At 36.4% G+C, this 17,351-nt stretch carries 14 protein-coding genes; 4 read left to right on the top strand and 10 right to left on the bottom strand.

Annotated features, from left to right (window positions below; translation table 11 throughout):
* Positions 1-12: 12 nt before the first annotated feature.
* The 3 genes from ACFX5U_RS14800 to ACFX5U_RS14790 all read right to left on the bottom strand — a co-directional run bounded on the left by ACFX5U_RS14800 (position 13) and on the right by ACFX5U_RS14790 (position 3,865).
* Positions 13-1,683 (bottom strand): M1 family metallopeptidase, encoded by a 1,671-nt coding sequence (locus ACFX5U_RS14800; RefSeq protein ID WP_400261207.1) that lies wholly within the window; start codon positions 1,681-1,683, stop codon positions 13-15.
* A 9-nt stretch (positions 1,684-1,692) separates the two neighbouring features.
* On the bottom strand, positions 1,693-2,424 hold the full coding sequence (locus ACFX5U_RS14795; RefSeq protein WP_400261206.1) for an alpha/beta hydrolase family protein: 732 nt from the start codon (positions 2,422-2,424) through the stop codon (positions 1,693-1,695).
* A 193-nt stretch (positions 2,425-2,617) separates the two neighbouring features.
* Entirely contained in the window at positions 2,618-3,865 is a 1,248-nt protein-coding gene (locus ACFX5U_RS14790) for a DPP IV N-terminal domain-containing protein (protein ID WP_400261205.1), read from the bottom strand.
* A gap of 759 nt (positions 3,866-4,624) precedes the next feature.
* Between ACFX5U_RS14790 and ACFX5U_RS14785 the strand changes: the two genes are divergently transcribed.
* The 3 genes from ACFX5U_RS14785 to ACFX5U_RS14775 all read left to right on the top strand — a co-directional run bounded on the left by ACFX5U_RS14785 (position 4,625) and on the right by ACFX5U_RS14775 (position 10,477).
* On the top strand, positions 4,625-5,506 hold the full coding sequence (locus ACFX5U_RS14785; protein ID WP_400261204.1) for an AraC family transcriptional regulator: 882 nt from the start codon (positions 4,625-4,627) through the stop codon (positions 5,504-5,506).
* Between the two features lie 179 nt (positions 5,507-5,685).
* Complete coding sequence (locus ACFX5U_RS14780) at positions 5,686-8,928, top strand: SusC/RagA family TonB-linked outer membrane protein (protein WP_400261203.1); 3,243 nt, start codon at positions 5,686-5,688, stop codon at positions 8,926-8,928.
* 46 nt (positions 8,929-8,974) lie between these two features.
* A complete protein-coding gene (locus ACFX5U_RS14775) occupies positions 8,975-10,477 on the top strand; it encodes a SusD/RagB family nutrient-binding outer membrane lipoprotein (protein WP_400261202.1) in 1,503 nt (500 codons plus the stop codon).
* Positions 10,478-10,747: 270 nt separating this feature from the next.
* On the opposite strand, the gene ACFX5U_RS14770 is transcribed toward ACFX5U_RS14775, so the two are convergent.
* The 6 genes from ACFX5U_RS14770 to ACFX5U_RS14745 form a co-directional block, all read right to left on the bottom strand.
* Positions 10,748-11,272, bottom strand: a complete 525-nt coding sequence (locus ACFX5U_RS14770) for a cytochrome d ubiquinol oxidase subunit II (protein ID WP_400263604.1) — start codon at positions 11,270-11,272, stop codon at positions 10,748-10,750.
* Complete coding sequence (gene cydB, locus ACFX5U_RS14765) at positions 11,193-11,825, bottom strand: cytochrome d ubiquinol oxidase subunit II (protein ID WP_400261201.1); 633 nt, start codon at positions 11,823-11,825, stop codon at positions 11,193-11,195. The genes ACFX5U_RS14770 and cydB overlap by 80 nt, the downstream gene beginning before the upstream one ends.
* A gap of 5 nt (positions 11,826-11,830) precedes the next feature.
* Positions 11,831-13,168 carry a cytochrome ubiquinol oxidase subunit I gene (locus ACFX5U_RS14760; RefSeq protein ID WP_400261200.1) on the bottom strand — a complete coding sequence of 446 codons (1,338 nt, stop codon included), beginning with the start codon at positions 13,166-13,168 and terminating at the stop codon, positions 11,831-11,833.
* Between the two features lie 145 nt (positions 13,169-13,313).
* Positions 13,314-13,973, bottom strand: coding sequence for an outer membrane beta-barrel protein (locus tag ACFX5U_RS14755; protein ID WP_400261199.1), 660 nt, complete (start codon positions 13,971-13,973; stop codon positions 13,314-13,316).
* A gap of 1 nt (position 13,974) precedes the next feature.
* Positions 13,975-14,655, bottom strand: coding sequence for an outer membrane beta-barrel protein (locus ACFX5U_RS14750; RefSeq protein ID WP_400261198.1), 681 nt, complete (start codon positions 14,653-14,655; stop codon positions 13,975-13,977).
* 71 nt (positions 14,656-14,726) lie between these two features.
* Entirely contained in the window at positions 14,727-14,897 is a 171-nt protein-coding gene (locus tag ACFX5U_RS14745; RefSeq protein WP_400263603.1) for a cytochrome ubiquinol oxidase subunit I, read from the bottom strand.
* A 311-nt stretch (positions 14,898-15,208) separates the two neighbouring features.
* Here ACFX5U_RS14745 and ACFX5U_RS14740 point away from each other — a divergent pair, with 311 nt between their 5' ends.
* The gene (locus ACFX5U_RS14740) at positions 15,209-15,895 is read left to right on the top strand and encodes a hypothetical protein (RefSeq protein WP_400261197.1); all 687 of its coding nucleotides are present in this window, start codon (positions 15,209-15,211) and stop codon (positions 15,893-15,895) included.
* Between the two features lie 153 nt (positions 15,896-16,048).
* On the opposite strand, the gene ACFX5U_RS14735 is transcribed toward ACFX5U_RS14740, so the two are convergent.
* Positions 16,049-17,338, bottom strand: coding sequence for an amylo-alpha-1,6-glucosidase (locus ACFX5U_RS14735; RefSeq protein ID WP_400261196.1), 1,290 nt, complete (start codon positions 17,336-17,338; stop codon positions 16,049-16,051).
* Positions 17,339-17,351: the final 13 nt, after the last annotated feature.

Genomic DNA, 17,351 nt, shown 5'->3' with positions numbered 1-17,351 from the left:
TTTTAGGTAGACTTATTCAATTAAAACTCCGATATAATAATTGTGGGTGTCAATGGCTATATTTTCCTTATTCAATCCTGTAATATTTATTTCTTTGAAGTGTTTATCTAATGCAATAAGTTGTTTAGCGTTGTTGCCTGCACCAATATGGATCGGCATATGGAAGTCTTTGACTTCACTGATCCACCTTCCTAAAACTTTTCCCGTAGTGTCTTGGCGGATTTCGAGTATTGGGATTGACGTGTGTTGGACATACTGCTCAAATACCTTAGACAAGTCTATGCCCGATTTTTGTATGATATTGTTGACAATATCATCGTAGTCCACCTGTTGATGATAATATGTACTGTTTAATCCTCTTAATATAGCACGCCATTTTTCATCATCATTGATGATGGTACGAATCATATTGAGCATAACACCACCTTTAGGGTACATATCTCCCGAACCTTCTTTATTTACATGATAGGGACCCTGGATAGGATTGTCATTTTGGATGCCATTTCGATTGCCATGTACATAAGCTTGGCTAGCTTCTTTACCATAGAAATAATCTATAAATAAGGCTTCAGAGTAATTGGTGAAGCTCTCATGAATCCACATGTCTGCTAAATCAGCTGATGTTATGCTGTTTCCAAACCATTCATGACCAGACTCATGTACGACAATAAAGTCCCATTTTTTTCCCCAACCGGTTCCTGAACCATCTCGACCGCGATAACCATTTTGAAACAGGTTGCCATAAGCAACAGCACTCTGATGCTCCATCCCCAAATGAGATGTTTCTACTAATTTGTATCCGTCTTCATAAAAAGGATACGGACCAAACCAATGTTCAAAAGCTTCAAGTGTCTGATTGGCATTTTTCTGCAAGTGTTGTCTATTTTTGACTTGGTCATGCTCACGTAAGATATAGTAATCGATATCCAAAGGACCTTTTTCACCTTTATATTTTTCTTTAAAATGGATATAGTCACCAATGTTGATAGCTACATTATAATTATTGATCGGATTGTCTACTTTCCAGTGATACTTAGTAAAGCCGTCTTTCATTTTCTCCACTTTAACCAAGCGGCCATTGGATACATTCATGACTTCATTTGGTACAGCTATCGAAATCATCATACTGTCAACCTCATCGGACTGATGATCTTTATTGGGCCACCAGACACTGGCGCCCATTCCTTGACATGCTGTTGCAACCCATGGTTTCCCATTACTGTCTTTTTTCCAATCAAATCCACCGTCCCATGGGGCACGCTTCGCTTCAGTCGGATGTCCTTCATAAAAAACAATAAATTCATCCTGCTTTCCCTTTACAATGGTAACTGGAAACTCGACGAATACTGCATTATATTCTCTGGTAAATGGAAGTTCTTTGCCATGATATACCACCTTATCAACTTTTAAATTGGCAAATAAATCAAATTGCAGGCGGCTGAAATCTTCTGTTGCTATAAAGCGAAATAAATTGGAACCTGATATAAATTTCTTATCCACATCCACCTTGACATCTAAATGGTAATATTGAATGTCGTAGCAAGTTCGCAAAGGTGTTAAATTACCACGTAGAGAATCGTCTCTGGTAAATTCATCTTTTTTTACCATTAACTGAGCGGATACTTCTTGCAAACTTGTTATTAATAGCATGCTGCTCAATGCAAATAATAGTTTTCTTTTCATAGGTGTTAATTATTTAGCGCCAGGAGGGCAGTGTTGTTTTAAATAATTGGTAAATAACGTTTTTAAATGCTCATTTGTACCCTTACCCTCGCTGATTGAATGACTTCGATTTGGGTAGGCCATCAGTTGAAATTGCACCTGATGCTTGATCAGCTCGTCAATGAGTACTTCAGCATTCTGATAATGCACATTGTCGTCACCCGTACCATGGATGTATAGCAGGTTTCCTTTTATATTTTTCGCATACTTAATAGGTGAACCATTTTCAAAATCAGCCAAATTCTCTTGCGGGAGACCCATGTATCTTTCCTGATAAACATTGTCATATAGGAGCTGGTTGGAGACAGCTGCAATTGCAATTCCTGTTTTGTATATTTCTGGATATTGTCCCAAAAGATTCAATGTGCTGGAACCACCACCACTCCATCCCCAAACAGCTATACGGGTGCTATCTACAAAAGGCCACTTTAATATTTCTTTGGCGGCCATTGCTTGATCTTTGATATTCAGTTGTCCAATCTGGCGATAAATGCTTTTACGCCAGTGGCTACCTTTAGGAGCGGGAGTGCCGCGATTGTCCAAGGAAATGTAGATATAGCCATCTTTAGCCATGCTGCCTTGATAGAGTTGATTGTATCCTGCATAATAATTGTCCAAGACAGTCTGTGATGCAGGTTCACCATAGACCATAAAGACTACAGGATATTTTTTAGAGGGATCAAAATCCAAGGGTTTAACCATCCATCCATCTAATTCTACATCATCAACCGTTTTTATTTTAAAAAATTCTGCAATTCCGTCACTTGTATTCTTTTGTTGTTTGATGTCAAAATCCTTTAAAATATGATGTGATGGTAAACTGATTACAGCATTTCTTTTTAATTCACGGTGATTACTGAAATCGAAGATTGCAATCTGACCATTTTTAGAGATGTCATAATGGGCGGTTTCCTGTGTAGGATGCTGGGGTTAATCTTTTGGGAGTGCCGCCTTCCGTCGATACGCTATATAAATATTTTTGAGTTGCATTGTCTGGAGAAGCTGTGAAATAAATTGTCTTATTTTTTGAATCCAGAAAATCAAAATTAATGATATCATAATCAGCTTTTGTAATCAATTTTTCATTACCCATCAGGTCCACCTGATAGATTTTGCGCCAACCGTCTTTTTCGGATACCCAAATAAAGGCTTTTCCTTGTTGTATCCAATCCCAACCTGCTGGATTGTTATTATTCCATCTTGCTTTAATATCTATCCAAGAGTCACTTTTTTCTGTATGTATATTATTCGCTTTATTGGACTGTAACGCAACGGTGAAGATTTTGCTTTCATTCTGTTTTCGATTGAGTTGTTGCAAGATCAATTGTTTACTGTCCAAGCACCATTCCATACGAGGTATATAATGTTGATAAGGATCTCCGGGAATATTTATTTTAGTGTTAGATTCTGTAGCAAGTTGATAAGTCCAGATTGAACTTGCGCTTGGCGATTGTCCTACCTTAGGATATTCGATTGGAATTGTATAAGAATAAATACTATCGGTATTGTTTATCATCAGGAAATTACGGATGCCCTGTGCATCTAGTTTCCAGTAGGCAATCGACTCGCCATCAGGAGACCATCGAAAGCCATCCTTGCAACCGAATTCTTCTTCATAAACCCAGTCGAATGTGCCATTGATGATGCGATCGGTGCCATCTTTGGTAATTTGTGTGATATCACCATTGGAGAGGTTTTCAATATAGATATTATGATTTTCTTTATTTACATAAGCTACTTTATCTCCTTGAGGATTGAATTTGGCAAACATGAGCTGAGAAGGAGGGAATTGTTTGCCGATTTGTTTTAGTTCCTTGGATATTTGATTATAGACCCAATAATCGCCACGGGTGTTTTCTCGCCAGACCCGCTTACTATTGGTGTAAATCAGTATCCATTCTCTATTATCCGAAAGACTGAATAAATCTACTTTTAGCGGTTTCTGTGTACCTATTGGAATTAGAGATTCACTGGCCAAGAACATGGTCCGATTTGCATTTTTGGGATTGATAATTTCGATACCTCTAGTTGTGAATTCATAATATTGTGCACCATCTTCCGTCCATACCCGTTGGGCCATAAGGTAATGGGGCATATAGCATGAGAGGAATACAAGGATGATAATTTGAATTTTTTTCATCATAATATTTTATTTAACAATTTAATAGATTACAGATTCTTAATGTTTGATGAGTCGCTAAAGTGCAGTTTTATTATCTTAAATCTACTTTGTCTATCTCAAGATCTCTTTTATTGAGATTAACTTTTAAAGAGATTCAAATTTACTTTTGTAGAGCTTATAGTAAGAACCTTATTTGGATTTGCAAGATGTCGTTCATCATAATGGACTAATTTAATCGTATTATTTGACTTTTCCACCGTAAATTCTATTGAAATTTCTTAGGTGATTTTTGTGAAGTTTATTTTCTTTAAGTTACGTGCAATCTTGTTATTCTATTATCATAGGGGTATACATTTTCAGGCTGATGTAACTCCTCTTTAACGGTTTTTAAATATGGATTAGGCAATTCCAAAAAAATGGAAGTCGCAGTCTGTTTTAGTTTTGTTACAATAATATCGGGGCACATGCTCTATTCTAAATTTATTTTATCCTTGAATTGTATAAAGTTGAAAATTATTTTCGGGCAAAATTGATAGAAATTTATCTAAGTTTATTTATATATTAACCTGTTTTATTTTAAAGAGTAAAAATATGTTCAATATATAACATTATGCAAACTGTTTACGCTAGCGGAAGAATATCATATAGGAAGAGGATGGTGCGGATTTACAAGCGAATTATTTAAATGTTTCAATGACATTTGAATTTATTAAAATCTAGTTGTTATATTTAGATTAACCAAATAATAATTTATTGTTCACCTTTCATTATGGAGATTCTATGAAAACACTTCAATTTAATGTACCCTCGATACAAGGTCAAAGTCTGACGGTACAAGAGGATGTGATGGATTATTTCTATCCACATTTGCATAGACACCTAGAAGCGCAATTAATGTGGGTAGTAAAAGGTCGTGGCGTTTTAGTCGTTGAAGATACCCTGCACTCATTTAAAGAAAATGATGTGTTTTTTTTAGGAGCTAATCAGCCACATGTCTTTAAATCCGCAACACAAGATGGATTTACAAATGAATCTCGATCAATTTCCATTTTCTTTGATCCCAATGGAAAATTAAAGTCATTGTTTTCTTTAGGAGAGTTCGATTCCCTAAACCAATTTATTTATTCTAACGCTAGAGGGTTTAAAGTTCCAGAGACTTACTTTGCGCAGATTTCAGAACGTGTATTAAAATTAAAGTCAGCAGATCAGATTGATAAATTGATGCATTTCTTCTATTTGTTGAAATCTTTAGCAAGTATATCCAAAGAGACGGATCCACTTTGTGCGGAAAGAATCGGGGCTAAGGTTGTCGATGGAAAGTGTAGTCGAATAACATTAATATGTAATTATATCAAAAGTAATTTTAAAAAGGAACTTACTTTAGAAGACGTTGCGAATCATGCAAATCTAACTCCACAAGCCTTTTGTAGATACTTTAAAAAACATTGCGGAGTTACTTTTGTGTCCTATCTCAACCGAATTCGGATTAAGGAGGTTTGTCATCAATTGAATGAAGAGTATTTGGATAGCGTTTCATTTATTGCCTATAATTGCGGATTTAACAGTATCACTAACTTTAATCGTGTATTTAAACAAATTGTAGGATGTAATCCAAAAGAATATATTCACAACTATAAGCAAGCACTTACTCCGGCTATGTAATTGTCCGAGTTCAGGTGAGGTAATACCTATTTCTCTAAATTAATACTAAGGTCCTTTTTTAACATTTAAGGTTAAAATACAACTGCTACTTGTTAAAATTCGGTTAACATTCGATTTGCTGTGTTGTTAACTTAGTTATTACATATGGATAATGACTAACCCCTTGAAACTTAGATTTTATGAAGAAAACAGCTATTGCATTTTTAGCGGTGAATTTACTCGCAGGTTCAGCTTTATATGCACAGACCGTACTGAAGGGTAGGGTCGTCGATCAAGATGGTAAGCCCATCCCAGGAGTATCCATTTCCTTAAAAGATGGTACAGGAACTCAATCCGGTTCAAATGGCGAGTATAGTATTCCCTACAGGGAAACAGGAATTATGAGTGTATCTGCGATTGGTTTTAATCCAAAACAAATCAATCTCAGCAATCAAACAAACCTCGAAATTACGTTGAATTCAATTACCCAAAATTTGGATGAAGTAGTCGTTACAGCCATGGGTATTACAAGAGATAAGAAATCTTTGGGTTATGCTGTACAAGAAGTCAAAGCAAAAGAACTGACCGATGCCGGACAAATAAGTTTGACTGGTGCACTTGCTGGTAAAGCAGCAGGTGTTCAGGTTAACCAATTTGGTGGAGCAGTTGGAGCCTCCGCAAGAATATCTATAAGAGGCAATTCATCGCTACAAGCTGATCAGCAGCCTTTGATTGTTGTAGACGGTGTACCTATTAGCAATGATACGCAACGGTCTGGGGACAACACCTATCAAGGTGTTGATTATGGTTCTGGATTAAATGATATCAACCCGGAAGATATCGAAAGCATATCCATTTTGAAAGGTGGTTCAGCAGCATTATATGGTATGCGTGCAGGAAAGGGTGTTATCATGATTACAACGAAATCTGGAAAAAAAGCCAAGAATGGTGTAAGTATCGCTTATGATGGAAGTTTTACAGTCGATCAGGCAGCTACTATACCTAAGTTTCAAAATATGTATGGTCAGGGTTCACGTGGGGATGAGTATAGTTTTGGACTATATGGAAAAGGGAATGGCTTAACTTATCAGCAATATGCGCAAGATAGTTCTTTCTTTTACGTAGATGGAACAGGAGACTCTGATACTGGAGTTAATGATGGTTTTGATGAATCATGGGGTCCACGTATGGACATTGGCTTAAATTTACCGCAATTTGATAGCCCAGTTATCAACGGTGTAAGACAGGCAACTCCATGGATTTCGCATAAAAATAATGTGCGGGAATTTTTTCAAACGGGTTATTCTCAAAACCATAATCTGTCTTTACTGTCTAATGGTGAGCGTTCAACAACTCGTGTGGCAATGTCTTATCGGAATCAAAAAGGTACGGTACCAAATACGGATCAAAAAAAATATGGTGTTCAGCTGAATAATTCCTATACAATATCTGATAAAATATCGTACGATGTGATGGCTAATTATTCCAGAACTGAAAGTGATAATCTAGTGATGCAGGGTTACGACGCAGCGAATCCTATCAATGGCTTTATTTGGTTTGGAAGACAGGTCAATATGAAAAGTTTAAAGGATAACTGGAATCAACTGGATGAAAAAGGAGATTATACGTTTTACAATTGGAACTCGGCATATCATGTTAATCCATACTTTAGTATGAATAAGACAACGAATTCTTTGAATCGTAATCGATTATTTGGAAAAACATCTATGTACTATAAACCTACTGAGTATTTGAAGTTCGAAGGTCGGGCAGGTTTGGATTATTTTAATGCAAAGATGTTCCAATCTAATTACTATAATTATGATAATCCTTATGGCAGTTTTCGAGATATGAAAACTAATAATACGGAATTGAATTTGGATTTCATTGCGACGTTTAATAAACAGTATGGTGATTTTAATATTCTAGCGACAGCAGCAGCAAATTATAGAGATGCACAGGTAGAAAATAGTACTATGGGTGCGGATGCGCTTACAGTACCCGGAGTATATACAATATCTAATCGCGTGGGGGATGCCATAACGCTCATGGATCATAGTCATATTCGTTCAAATTCTGTGTATGGTATGGCTTCAATTGGGTGGAAGGATCAATTATATATGGATGTAACGGCACGTAATGATTGGTCATCTACCATTACAAAATCCTTTTTCTATCCTTCATTAAATCTGAGCTGGATTCCGACGACTACTTTTGAGAATTTAAGAGGTGATGTCCTTTCTTTTTGGAAATTACGTTTCAATGTGGCTGAAATTGGAAATGCAACTTCAGCCTATAGAAATAGGCAGTATTATTTTGCTCAGGCAAGTTCTTTTAATGGAGTGGCTCAAATCTATAAAAGCATGATTTATCCAAACAGAGATTTAGAGCCTGAAAGTATTAATACTTGGGAAGTGGGGACCGAAATCGGACTTTTTAACGATCGCTTACATGCTGATTTTACATACTATCATAAAAATGCACGCAAGCAAATCTTACCGGTCACAACATCTAATGTAGTTGGATTCAGTAGTATGATATTAAATGCTGGAGATATCGAAAGTAAAGGTGTCGAACTGCAATTAAGAGGAGATATTCTGAAAAATGAAACTGGACTTAATTGGTCATCAACTTTGAATTATTCAAAAGACCGAAATAAAATATTAGAATTATATCCACAATTAAATCTGGATACGTATCAAATCGGTTGGACTTGGGGAATTGCAAATCAGGCGAAGGTAGGACAGCCTTGGGGAACATTGGTCGGACAAGGATATGATCGAGTTGAGAATGGGCCGATGAAAGGTGCTATTAAAGTGACTAATCAAGGGTTAGTTAAGCCTAATGCTGGTCAGGTAATTGGGAATGTAACACCGGATTACTTGTTGAGCTTTAGAAATGATTTTAGATATAAAGAGTTTAGTTTTGGATTCATGTTGGATTTTCGTAAAGGTGGCGATATCTGGTCTCAAACTATGAGTCACGCTTATGGTGCAGGTATCGCAGAAATTACTGCTGAAGATGGGATTCGTGAGCGCGCTATTATTGCGGGTAAAGATGTCATGAAAAACGAACGTTTCGTAATGGCTGATGGCAACGGTGGATGGAAGGAAAATACCATTGAAACAAACGCCCAAGATTGGTACGAATCAGGAGGAGTAGCAGCGATGTATGTTTTTGATGGTTCGTTTCTGAAATTAAGAGAAGCTTATGTTACTTATACCTTGCCACAGCATCTTTATAGTAGCATTAAAGGGATAAAACGTGCAAGTGTTTCTGTCATTGGTTCAAATTTAGCATTGTTATGGCTGGATAAGTCCAATACCATGCGATTGGATCCTGAAACTAGTGGGGTTTCTAGTGATAGCAGAGGAGTGGGCTTTGAACAGGCATCGGTGCCAAGTTCAAGAAGTATTGGTTTAAAATTAGGGGTAACATTTTAATCCTTTTAAAAGAGATTAGAATAGTTGAAAGCATAATGATATGAACATGAACAATCTAATTAAGAAAATAAGTATACCAGTTAGCCTGATGGCGTTGATTATTTCAGGATGTACAAAAGATTTTGAAAAAATCAATACAAATCCAGATGCCTTAGACCATGGCCCTCCCTTAAATATTTTAGCCAATGTATTTCGAAATACAGGACAATCATTTGGAGGTGATGTGGACGGCTATGGAACATTTGCTGGTTATATCGTGAAAATCCAGTACATGGATTATATGTCGGGCTTAGTTCCGACGAACAATACCTTTGGTAATCGCTGGTATGCGTGTTATTACAATAATACGCAGCTCAAGGATTTACTGGTAAAGACTGAAAGTACAGCTGAGGGAAATAAAAATGTCCGCTTCTTAGCTCGAATATGGCAGAACTACATGTGGTCCTATTTAACAGATGGATGGCGGGATGTGCCCTTTACTGAAGCAATAAAAGGCACTGAGGCAGAAGGGAATATTTTAATGGCAAAGTATGATAAACAAGAAGATATTTATCCAGCAATATTGGCGGATTTGAAAAAAATTGCTGATGAAATGGCAGAAGGCTTTGGAACTGATGAAATCGGAACTGGTGACGTCATCTATCAAGATAATTCGATAACTTTAAACGAAGAAATGATCAGATGGCAAAAGTTTTGTAATTCGCTTCGTCTACGTTTAGCCATGCGTATTTCAGGTGTAGCACCTGAATTAGCAAGAAAAACCATCGAGGAAATTGCCACCCAGAAAGATAAGTACCCAGTTATGGAAACAAATGAAGACAACTGTTACCTCAGATATCCTGGTGCTCCACCATATTATGAGCCTTGGTATGATTCGGGTATAGTAGGCAATAGAATCAATAATTGGAGCCTATCAGATATTTTTATTGATCACCTTTTAAAAACTGAAGATCCACGTATCGCCTCTATTGCTCAAAAAGCGAATGATGGGGAATATAGGGGATATCCAAATGGAGCAAAATCAGGACCTTCCAGTTTAACTTCTGTTTCATGGATCGGAGATATGTACATGAACAAAGCTGCGGGGTCTACTCCATTTTACAAATCATGTGAAACGTATTACATTCTGGCTGAAGCAGCAATGCTTGGTTACAACGTGGGGATTTCGGCTGAAGACGCTTATGAAAAGGCCGTTAAACTATCCATGGATGATAATGGTGTTTCTGAAAAAGATGTTGCTGCATACTTAGAAGGTGCTGGTAAATTTGATCAAACAAAAGAAAGGATTTGGTGGGATATGTGGGTAGCTCTATTTAAAGAAAATTTTGAATCCTGGTCATTGTACCGGAGAACAGGGATACCTTCTACGAATTATCCATCATTAAATTCTATATATGGGAAGGAACATAATGATCAACCATGGCGATTACCTTATCCAAATAATGAGTTTTTGAATAATAAAGCGAACGTAGAAGCTGCAGCTAGTAAAGTAAAAGACTTTGTTTGGGGTGAACAGATGTGGTGGGATAAACGTACCGGGAAATTTTAATTTCATATGTTTATATTTATTAAGCAGCAGGATGACTTTGGTCATCTTGCTGCTTTTTTTTAGGCTATTATTAAATTAGCCAATCTATATCAATATTTTGTAAAGTAATAAATTAAGTATACTACTTAATTTCTTCTTGGTGATACAAAATACTGTTACACGGTTCCTTATTGGGCAGATAAGTAAGTTTAATGCGGTATTTACAAACAAAAGCCATCCTTCAAGATGGCTTTTGTTTGTAAATACCTAAGTATATCTGAAGAAAACGTCCTAATGATCTCCATAACCTACATCATCCAGTTTTCCTTTAAATACCTTAAATTGAATGATAAAATAGATAATCACTAATACGGCTGCAACAGCGAACCAACCCACACCTACAGATAGACCATATTCGTGGGCTGCCATGTTTTGTACGGTTAAAGAAGGATTGATATTATTTGTAGAAGGTAATAGGATAGGGAACATCGATGCTATGGTAGAACCAAAACTTCCGAAAATAAAAAGCGATGAAAAGACAAAACCTGAAATATCTTTTTGGAATTTTTCAATTCTAAATAATCCAAATAGTCCAACAGCGGCTATGAAGGGGAATACCCACAACCAATAATTGGATTCAAAGTTATGAAGTGAAATCGGCTTTACATAGTGCCATACATATGCCGATAGTAACACTAAGAATAAAAGGATAAAGTTAAGCTTGAAAATAAAGCCTTTAAGGCGTTGGTTTAAGGTGCTCGCTGTTTTTAGGATAATCCAATTGGCTCCATGGATAGTCAATGTAACGACGGCCACTAAGCCCAAGAGGAGGGTGAAACCAGTCGATGACACCTTGGTGCTCGGCCAAAGGATCAAATGTGGGATTCCAGAGTGCTAAAAAGAAATAATGGGGTTCTTGTGTAGAAATACCATTTTCAACCATACCTAAGTTCACGCCGCGAACGACATTACCTAAGGCGGCCCCAAAAAAGAGCGCTAGTAAAAGGCTAGCAATACCAAAAGCTTTGTCCCACATCATCTCCCACATACGGTTATGGACCTGCCCTCTTAGTTCTAAACTAATGGCTCGAAAGATAAGCAACCAAAGTACCAGCATCAAGGGTAAGTAAAAACCGCTAAAAGCCGAAGCATATAAGGTCGGAAATGCAAAAAATAAAACACCTCCTGAAGCAATGAGCCAAACTTCGTTAGCATCCCAAAATGGTCCAATGGAATTGGTTACGGCTTTTCTTTCCTCCTCGGTCTTAGCAAAGAAAAGATGTACGATTCCCGCTCCAAAATCATAGCCATCAAGAATAACATAGATTCCCAGCATGACCATTAATACGATAAACCAAAATATTTCCATAACCTTTATTTTAAATTGATTTGAGCTTCGGGACCTTTTCTTATAATTTTTAAAACAAGCATTAAAAACAGCAATCCAAGCAAGATATAAAGACCTATAAATCCTAATAGCGTGAATAATGCATTTCCAGAGGAAACAGTAGGCGAAACGCCATCGACCATCCGCATTAAATTGTATACCAGCCAAGGCTGCCTACCCAATTCTGCTGTATACCAACCTGCCGTATTAGCGATGTAAGGAAATGGAATCATAAACATCAATATCCACAAAAGCCATTTAGTTTGATAAAGTTTGTTTTTCCACAGAAGAAAGGTTGCCAGCACCATGATTGCAATGAATATCGTTCCTAGTCCTGCCATAATATGGTAAGCATAATATAGACCTGGAATATTGGTTGGGTGTATTGATTCATCAAATTCATTTAATCCCTTAATCTCTGCGTCCCAACGTTGATAGGTTAGGAAACTGAGTACATTGGGAACTGCAATCTTGTTATCTAGTTTCTTATTTTTCATATCAGGCTGTCCGATGAGAACAATCTCTGACCCTCCTTTTTCGGTTTTAAAGATACCTTCCATGGCAGCAAAGGTGACCGGTTGGTATTTTACCACATTTTTGGCGGCCATATCACCAGTTGGAAATGCAACTAAAATAGAGGAAATGACTCCGAATATAACACCAGTTTTTACGAATATTTTTCCAAATCGACTCTGTTTATCGCTCAATAGATAAAAAGCACCTACTGCTGCTACAAAAAAGGAACTGGTAATCAATGAACCAGCTTGGTTGTGTAAGTAAGATGGCCAAAGCCATGGATTATTGAATAATGCCGTGAAATTGTTTAAGACAAATTTTCCATTTGCTACTATTTCATAGCCGACGGGGTGTTGCATCCAGGAGTGGGTTGCAATAATGAGGAAACCACTGGCCCAAGATCCTAAAAAAACCATCAGGCCTGCAAGGAAATGCAACCTATGGCCAAGGAGCTTTTCTCCAAAGAGAAACATGCCCAGAAAAGAGGATTCAAGAAAGAAGGAAAACATACCCTCCATTGCCAATGTCTGTCCAATTATTCCCCCTGTAAGCTCAGAGAATTTAGCCCAATTCGTGCCGAATTGAAACTCCATCGGGATTCCAGTTACGACCCCCATGGTGAAGTTCAAAGCAAATATCTTCATCCAAAATTTGGCGGCATGATTGTAATCTTCAAGCCTTGCTCGTAGAAATTTCCATTTAAAGTAAACGATCATGAGCGAGAGACCCATCGTTAATTGCGGAAACAGGTAGTGAAAGGTAATGGTGAAAGCAAACTGTAACCGGTTGTAAAGTATCATGTCTTCCATAGGACATTTTGATTAGGTTGAAAATGGTATTGAATATAGCTGTTTTTTGTTTGAGAAACAATATAGTACTCTGATTTATTTGGTGTTAAAGATTTAAGGGCATCCTGCAGAATTTTGAGTATTTTGCAGGATGGTTTAGTTTTTTTTAAAAACTATAGGATATACCTATAGATGCATTGTTAAAGACATTGCTTATGACATTAATTTGAGAGTTTTTATCGTCCTGCTCTTTATAACTTTTTTCAGAATATGATATTAGCTGATTGATGCGAGCTTCAATTCCTAGAGCTTTCGTGAATTGATATCGTCCACCTATATGTAAACCGGTCTCAAATGAATTGTAATTTTGACTATTAAAATTTAAAATTGTACCATCTGGTTGTTCAACTGTTTTGTGTTTGAAGTTTCCAAATAATCCATTGATTTCAGTAAATAATTGGACTTTGTCATTATCATATAAATAACGTTGTAGGTTAAGTCCATATTTCATGGTCGTGTATTTTTCTTTATAGGTTGCGTTGATATTGGACGCGTCATATTGTGAATCATTTGAGGTTCCTTGGGTTCGTTTACTAATTCCGATTCTCATTATAGGGCCAAAAGCCCAATGCTTATTGATCCGATATATCAGTTGTGGATTAATCAGGAAATCATGCGCATTTTTGGACTGTACAAAATTGTTATCATTATTCGTTGCGGAATATTGTAATGGTGCAGATAAAACAAATTTTTTTTCTTGTGCATGACTAATTTTTGTCAGGCCACCGATAAAGGTCAATAGGAGTATAGACTGAAAAATTTTCATATTAAAATTGGTATTGTACGCTGAAAAAATTATTGGATAAGATTTGCTCAAAAATACGATACCGGGTTGCTTTAAGCTCGCCAAATTGGTGTTGTACCTGCACAATTGACCTCAAACTCAATTGAAGAGCCCACTTTGGGCTAATTTGATAAGATGAGCCAATGGATATGGAACCGTCCAAACTATTTGATTCTCGGTTAATAGTGACATCTGTCAGGGTTTGAGTATTTTGAGATTCGGCATTATAGTTGATGTTTAATTCAGTAGAAAATTCTTTGCTCTTTTCAAGTGAAGGGGATAATTCTGCAAATACGTTCCATTTTGAAGTTTCCTTATCTCTAAAATAATAGCGGTAAAATACTCCAAAGCTGTTTGTTTTGATATTGCTTTTATAGGAACTTTCTGAATAACCTTCAGAGTGTGTAAATATGTTATTCTGTTCATAGCTCACCTTTTCATGTGAATATTGTATGCCTATGGTCGAATGTCCTGAGAGTTGGTAACCTAAACCTGTCCCTATTATTGGAGCTTTCCTGAAATAAGAGTATTTAGAATTTCCTAAATGTTGCTTGTCGTTGGATTGCTGATAAGATCCACCAACTTCAATAAATAATTTTGATTGTTGCGCAAATGCGACTGATGCGGACAAGATTAAAAAACTTGAAAGTATATATTTGTTCATAATTTGGATTAGTATAGAGTAAATATAGTTAATTTTGTTGTATTTTAATAAGGTTAATTAAAAAATGGTCGTTAAAGAGTAATTTGATTATGAACTGACTGGATGGAGATCTTTTTTACCTTGGGAGTTGAAAAATAAAGAAAATAGTAAACGATCATGAGGGAGAGGCCCATCGTTAATTGCGGAAACAGGTAGTGAAAGGTAATGGTGAAAGCAAACTGTAACCGGTTGTAAAGTATCATGTCTTCCATAGGACATTATTTATGTGGTTGAAATTCATGTTAAATATAGCTGTTTTTGCTTGAAAATCAATGGTATATATTGATTTGATGTTTGATTTTAATCTATAAAATCCAGGTTCTATATATAACAGTATAATAATCTATTCACCATTGAAGATATAAGTCTATGTTGAAATCTTTTGGAGAATGATGTTTTTTACTATAAATATTGCAACTATGTTGCATTTGTTGTAATATTATTTATATTTGCAACAGAGTTGCAATATAACAACTTGTATATGTTAAGTTTTTTACTAAATCAAAATCTAATCATGAAAACAAAATTTATTAAAAGTACATCCGCAATGCTATTCGTTTATGTAGGAATCTTATTCGGCATTGTATCTTGCAAAAAAGATGAGCATGTTCCCATACTCGGTGAAGAAGTACGCGCCTCTTTACAGTTTACTGAACTATTGGGGACAAAGGGAGCGGCACATGGAAATCATTTTCATGGTGTTAGCAGTGCCAAGGAAGGAGCTGTGATTACAATTAATTTTGATGCATCTGGTAACGCAATGTCAAATGATATAACTAATCTGAATGCAGAACTTGCCTATAAGATGGACCTGAAAATATTTGATGAAAGTGGTGCCGAAATTCAACAGCAGTACGTCGAGAATCTCTCGACTGCAAAGAACTATAAAGCATTTCTTACTGCGGATAATTTGATTGCCAATGCAAATTCTGAGACAAATGGTGGTGCTATCTTTCAGCCTCGAGATACATCCTATACCGATGGAACAAAGGTGAATGGTCAATATGAAATGACAGGATTGATATCCTTTTTTACTTTGGGACTTGAAAATAAAGGAAAAACAAAAAATATAACCTATAGTTTACGTAAAATAGAGCCAGGTGTTAAAGTGAAAATTGAACGTGCTGATTTGCTAGATCAGGATTATGCTAATAAATTCAACGGAAAGAATATCTTGGAACTTAAATTTAACATTAGATAAATAAGATAAGCTTGTTTTTTTATAAGAATGGGAGATGGGTATTGAAAAGGTGTAATCTTATGATTACACCTTTTTAATCACTTTTTGAATTTTAAAATAGAGCTTATTAACTCGATTAGAGTCCTCTACTATTCATTTTGATTGGCAATTAGTTTAATGATTTTCCAATAATGTAATGGCATCATATAATACCCCAGCTTCTCCTCTAAAAGTTCCAGATCCTTCGGGTTGATTATCTTTGGTATACCATTCATAAAATCCTTTATTTTTTATAACGCGATCCAACATCGGCTTCATCTGTTCATATGCTTCTTTTTCATAACCATTTTTCACCAACTGTTGAATCATACGGCCACCAAACCAGGTCCAATCGCCACCATTTTGATAACCATACGGGTACATGCCTTTATTTTTGAATGAACCCGCAGGGTAAGTCGGGTAGATGGTCAGACCGATCGTGGCGGCACCAGCATCTTTCACGTTTTTAACCATTTTATCTAATGCTATTTTAATCTGTTCTTTACTCAGTAGATTGGCTTCAATGGCAATTGCTGTTCCACCATGGTAGTAGATTTGATTCTCATCAAAGTCGGACGCAAATGGTGATCCATTGATATAGATATGAGGTATGAATTTCTGATTTTTCTCATCCCAAAGATGTTTCATTGTGTTGGAAGCTATATTATCTCGGATAGGTTGCCAATGTGATGCTTTTTCCGGAACCAACTCCATATAGTTGTCCAAAGCTATTAGAAACATCGCATTATCATAAATATCCAAAGCTATATGTGAGTTTTCGTCTAGATGTACTCCCCAATCATGTTCGGGTTGGACATCGCCCCAGTCCACAGTAGTAGCTCCCCATAACAACCCATAAGTTGTATTGTATCTTTCATTCATTAAGAATTGGAGTGCGTCTCCCATCTTATCTTTGACCGTACTGTTGCCGACTTTAGTAGATAAGAAAGCTGTGTCTTGAGATGCTTTTATATATTTTGAAACAGCTTGGATTAAAGAAGTCTCCTGATCCGTTTCTACCGTATTTTTATGTGCCGCGTGGTCGGGAGCAAGTAAACTGGTCATCGTATAATAGTCCGATATACCATTTTTCAAACTAGACTTTTTTACAAATCCATCTGCAATATTCCCATCAGTTCCTTGTAATTTGAAAAATAGCAATAACTGATCCTTAATCTGTTCATGCGGATGTACCAGGGTAGCCAAATTGATAAAAGTATTATAATCTCTGATCCAAACTTCTTCATATCCATCACCAGCATTGAAACCAGATTTTATGGTATTGGTAGCCATATTTTTGACAAGTTGAAAACTACTGTCATTTTTCATGGTTGACTGCCATTCTTCTTGCTTTCCTTTACTTCCATTCGGATTGCAGGAAAATAGGAGAGCAGAGGATGCTAATGCAAAAAATAGGTGTTTCATAATATTAAATGTT

Origin of the sequence: Sphingobacterium sp. SG20118, from assembly GCF_044740685.1 — a bacterium.
Lineage (GTDB): Bacteria > Bacteroidota > Bacteroidia > Sphingobacteriales > Sphingobacteriaceae > Sphingobacterium.
This window is presented reverse-complemented; position numbering and strand designations above follow the sequence as displayed.

Bases quoted from the DNA above. Each gene is read 5' to 3' on its own strand.
- ACFX5U_RS14750 (WP_400261198.1), bottom strand. From the start codon at position 14,655: ATGAACAAATATATACTTTCAAGTTTTTTAATCTTGTCCGCATCAGTC.
- ACFX5U_RS14780 (WP_400261203.1), top strand. From the start codon at position 5,686: ATGAAGAAAACAGCTATTGCATTTTTAGCGGTGAATTTACTCGCAGGT.
- ACFX5U_RS14800 (WP_400261207.1), bottom strand. From the start codon at position 1,683: ATGAAAAGAAAACTATTATTTGCATTGAGCAGCATGCTATTAATAACA.
- ACFX5U_RS14790 (WP_400261205.1), bottom strand. From the start codon at position 3,865: ATGATGAAAAAAATTCAAATTATCATCCTTGTATTCCTCTCATGCTAT.
- cydB (WP_400261201.1), bottom strand. From the start codon at position 11,825: ATGGAAATATTTTGGTTTATCGTATTAATGGTCATGCTGGGAATCTAT.
- ACFX5U_RS14745 (WP_400263603.1), bottom strand. From the start codon at position 14,897: ATGATACTTTACAACCGGTTACAGTTTGCTTTCACCATTACCTTTCAC.
- ACFX5U_RS14785 (WP_400261204.1), top strand. From the start codon at position 4,625: ATGAAAACACTTCAATTTAATGTACCCTCGATACAAGGTCAAAGTCTG.
- ACFX5U_RS14735 (WP_400261196.1), bottom strand. From the start codon at position 17,338: ATGAAACACCTATTTTTTGCATTAGCATCCTCTGCTCTCCTATTTTCC.
- ACFX5U_RS14760 (WP_400261200.1), bottom strand. From the start codon at position 13,168: ATGGAAGACATGATACTTTACAACCGGTTACAGTTTGCTTTCACCATT.
- ACFX5U_RS14755 (WP_400261199.1), bottom strand. From the start codon at position 13,973: ATGAAAATTTTTCAGTCTATACTCCTATTGACCTTTATCGGTGGCCTG.
- ACFX5U_RS14775 (WP_400261202.1), top strand. From the start codon at position 8,975: ATGAACAATCTAATTAAGAAAATAAGTATACCAGTTAGCCTGATGGCG.
- ACFX5U_RS14795 (WP_400261206.1), bottom strand. From the start codon at position 2,424: ATGGTTAAACCCTTGGATTTTGATCCCTCTAAAAAATATCCTGTAGTC.
- ACFX5U_RS14740 (WP_400261197.1), top strand. From the start codon at position 15,209: ATGAAAACAAAATTTATTAAAAGTACATCCGCAATGCTATTCGTTTAT.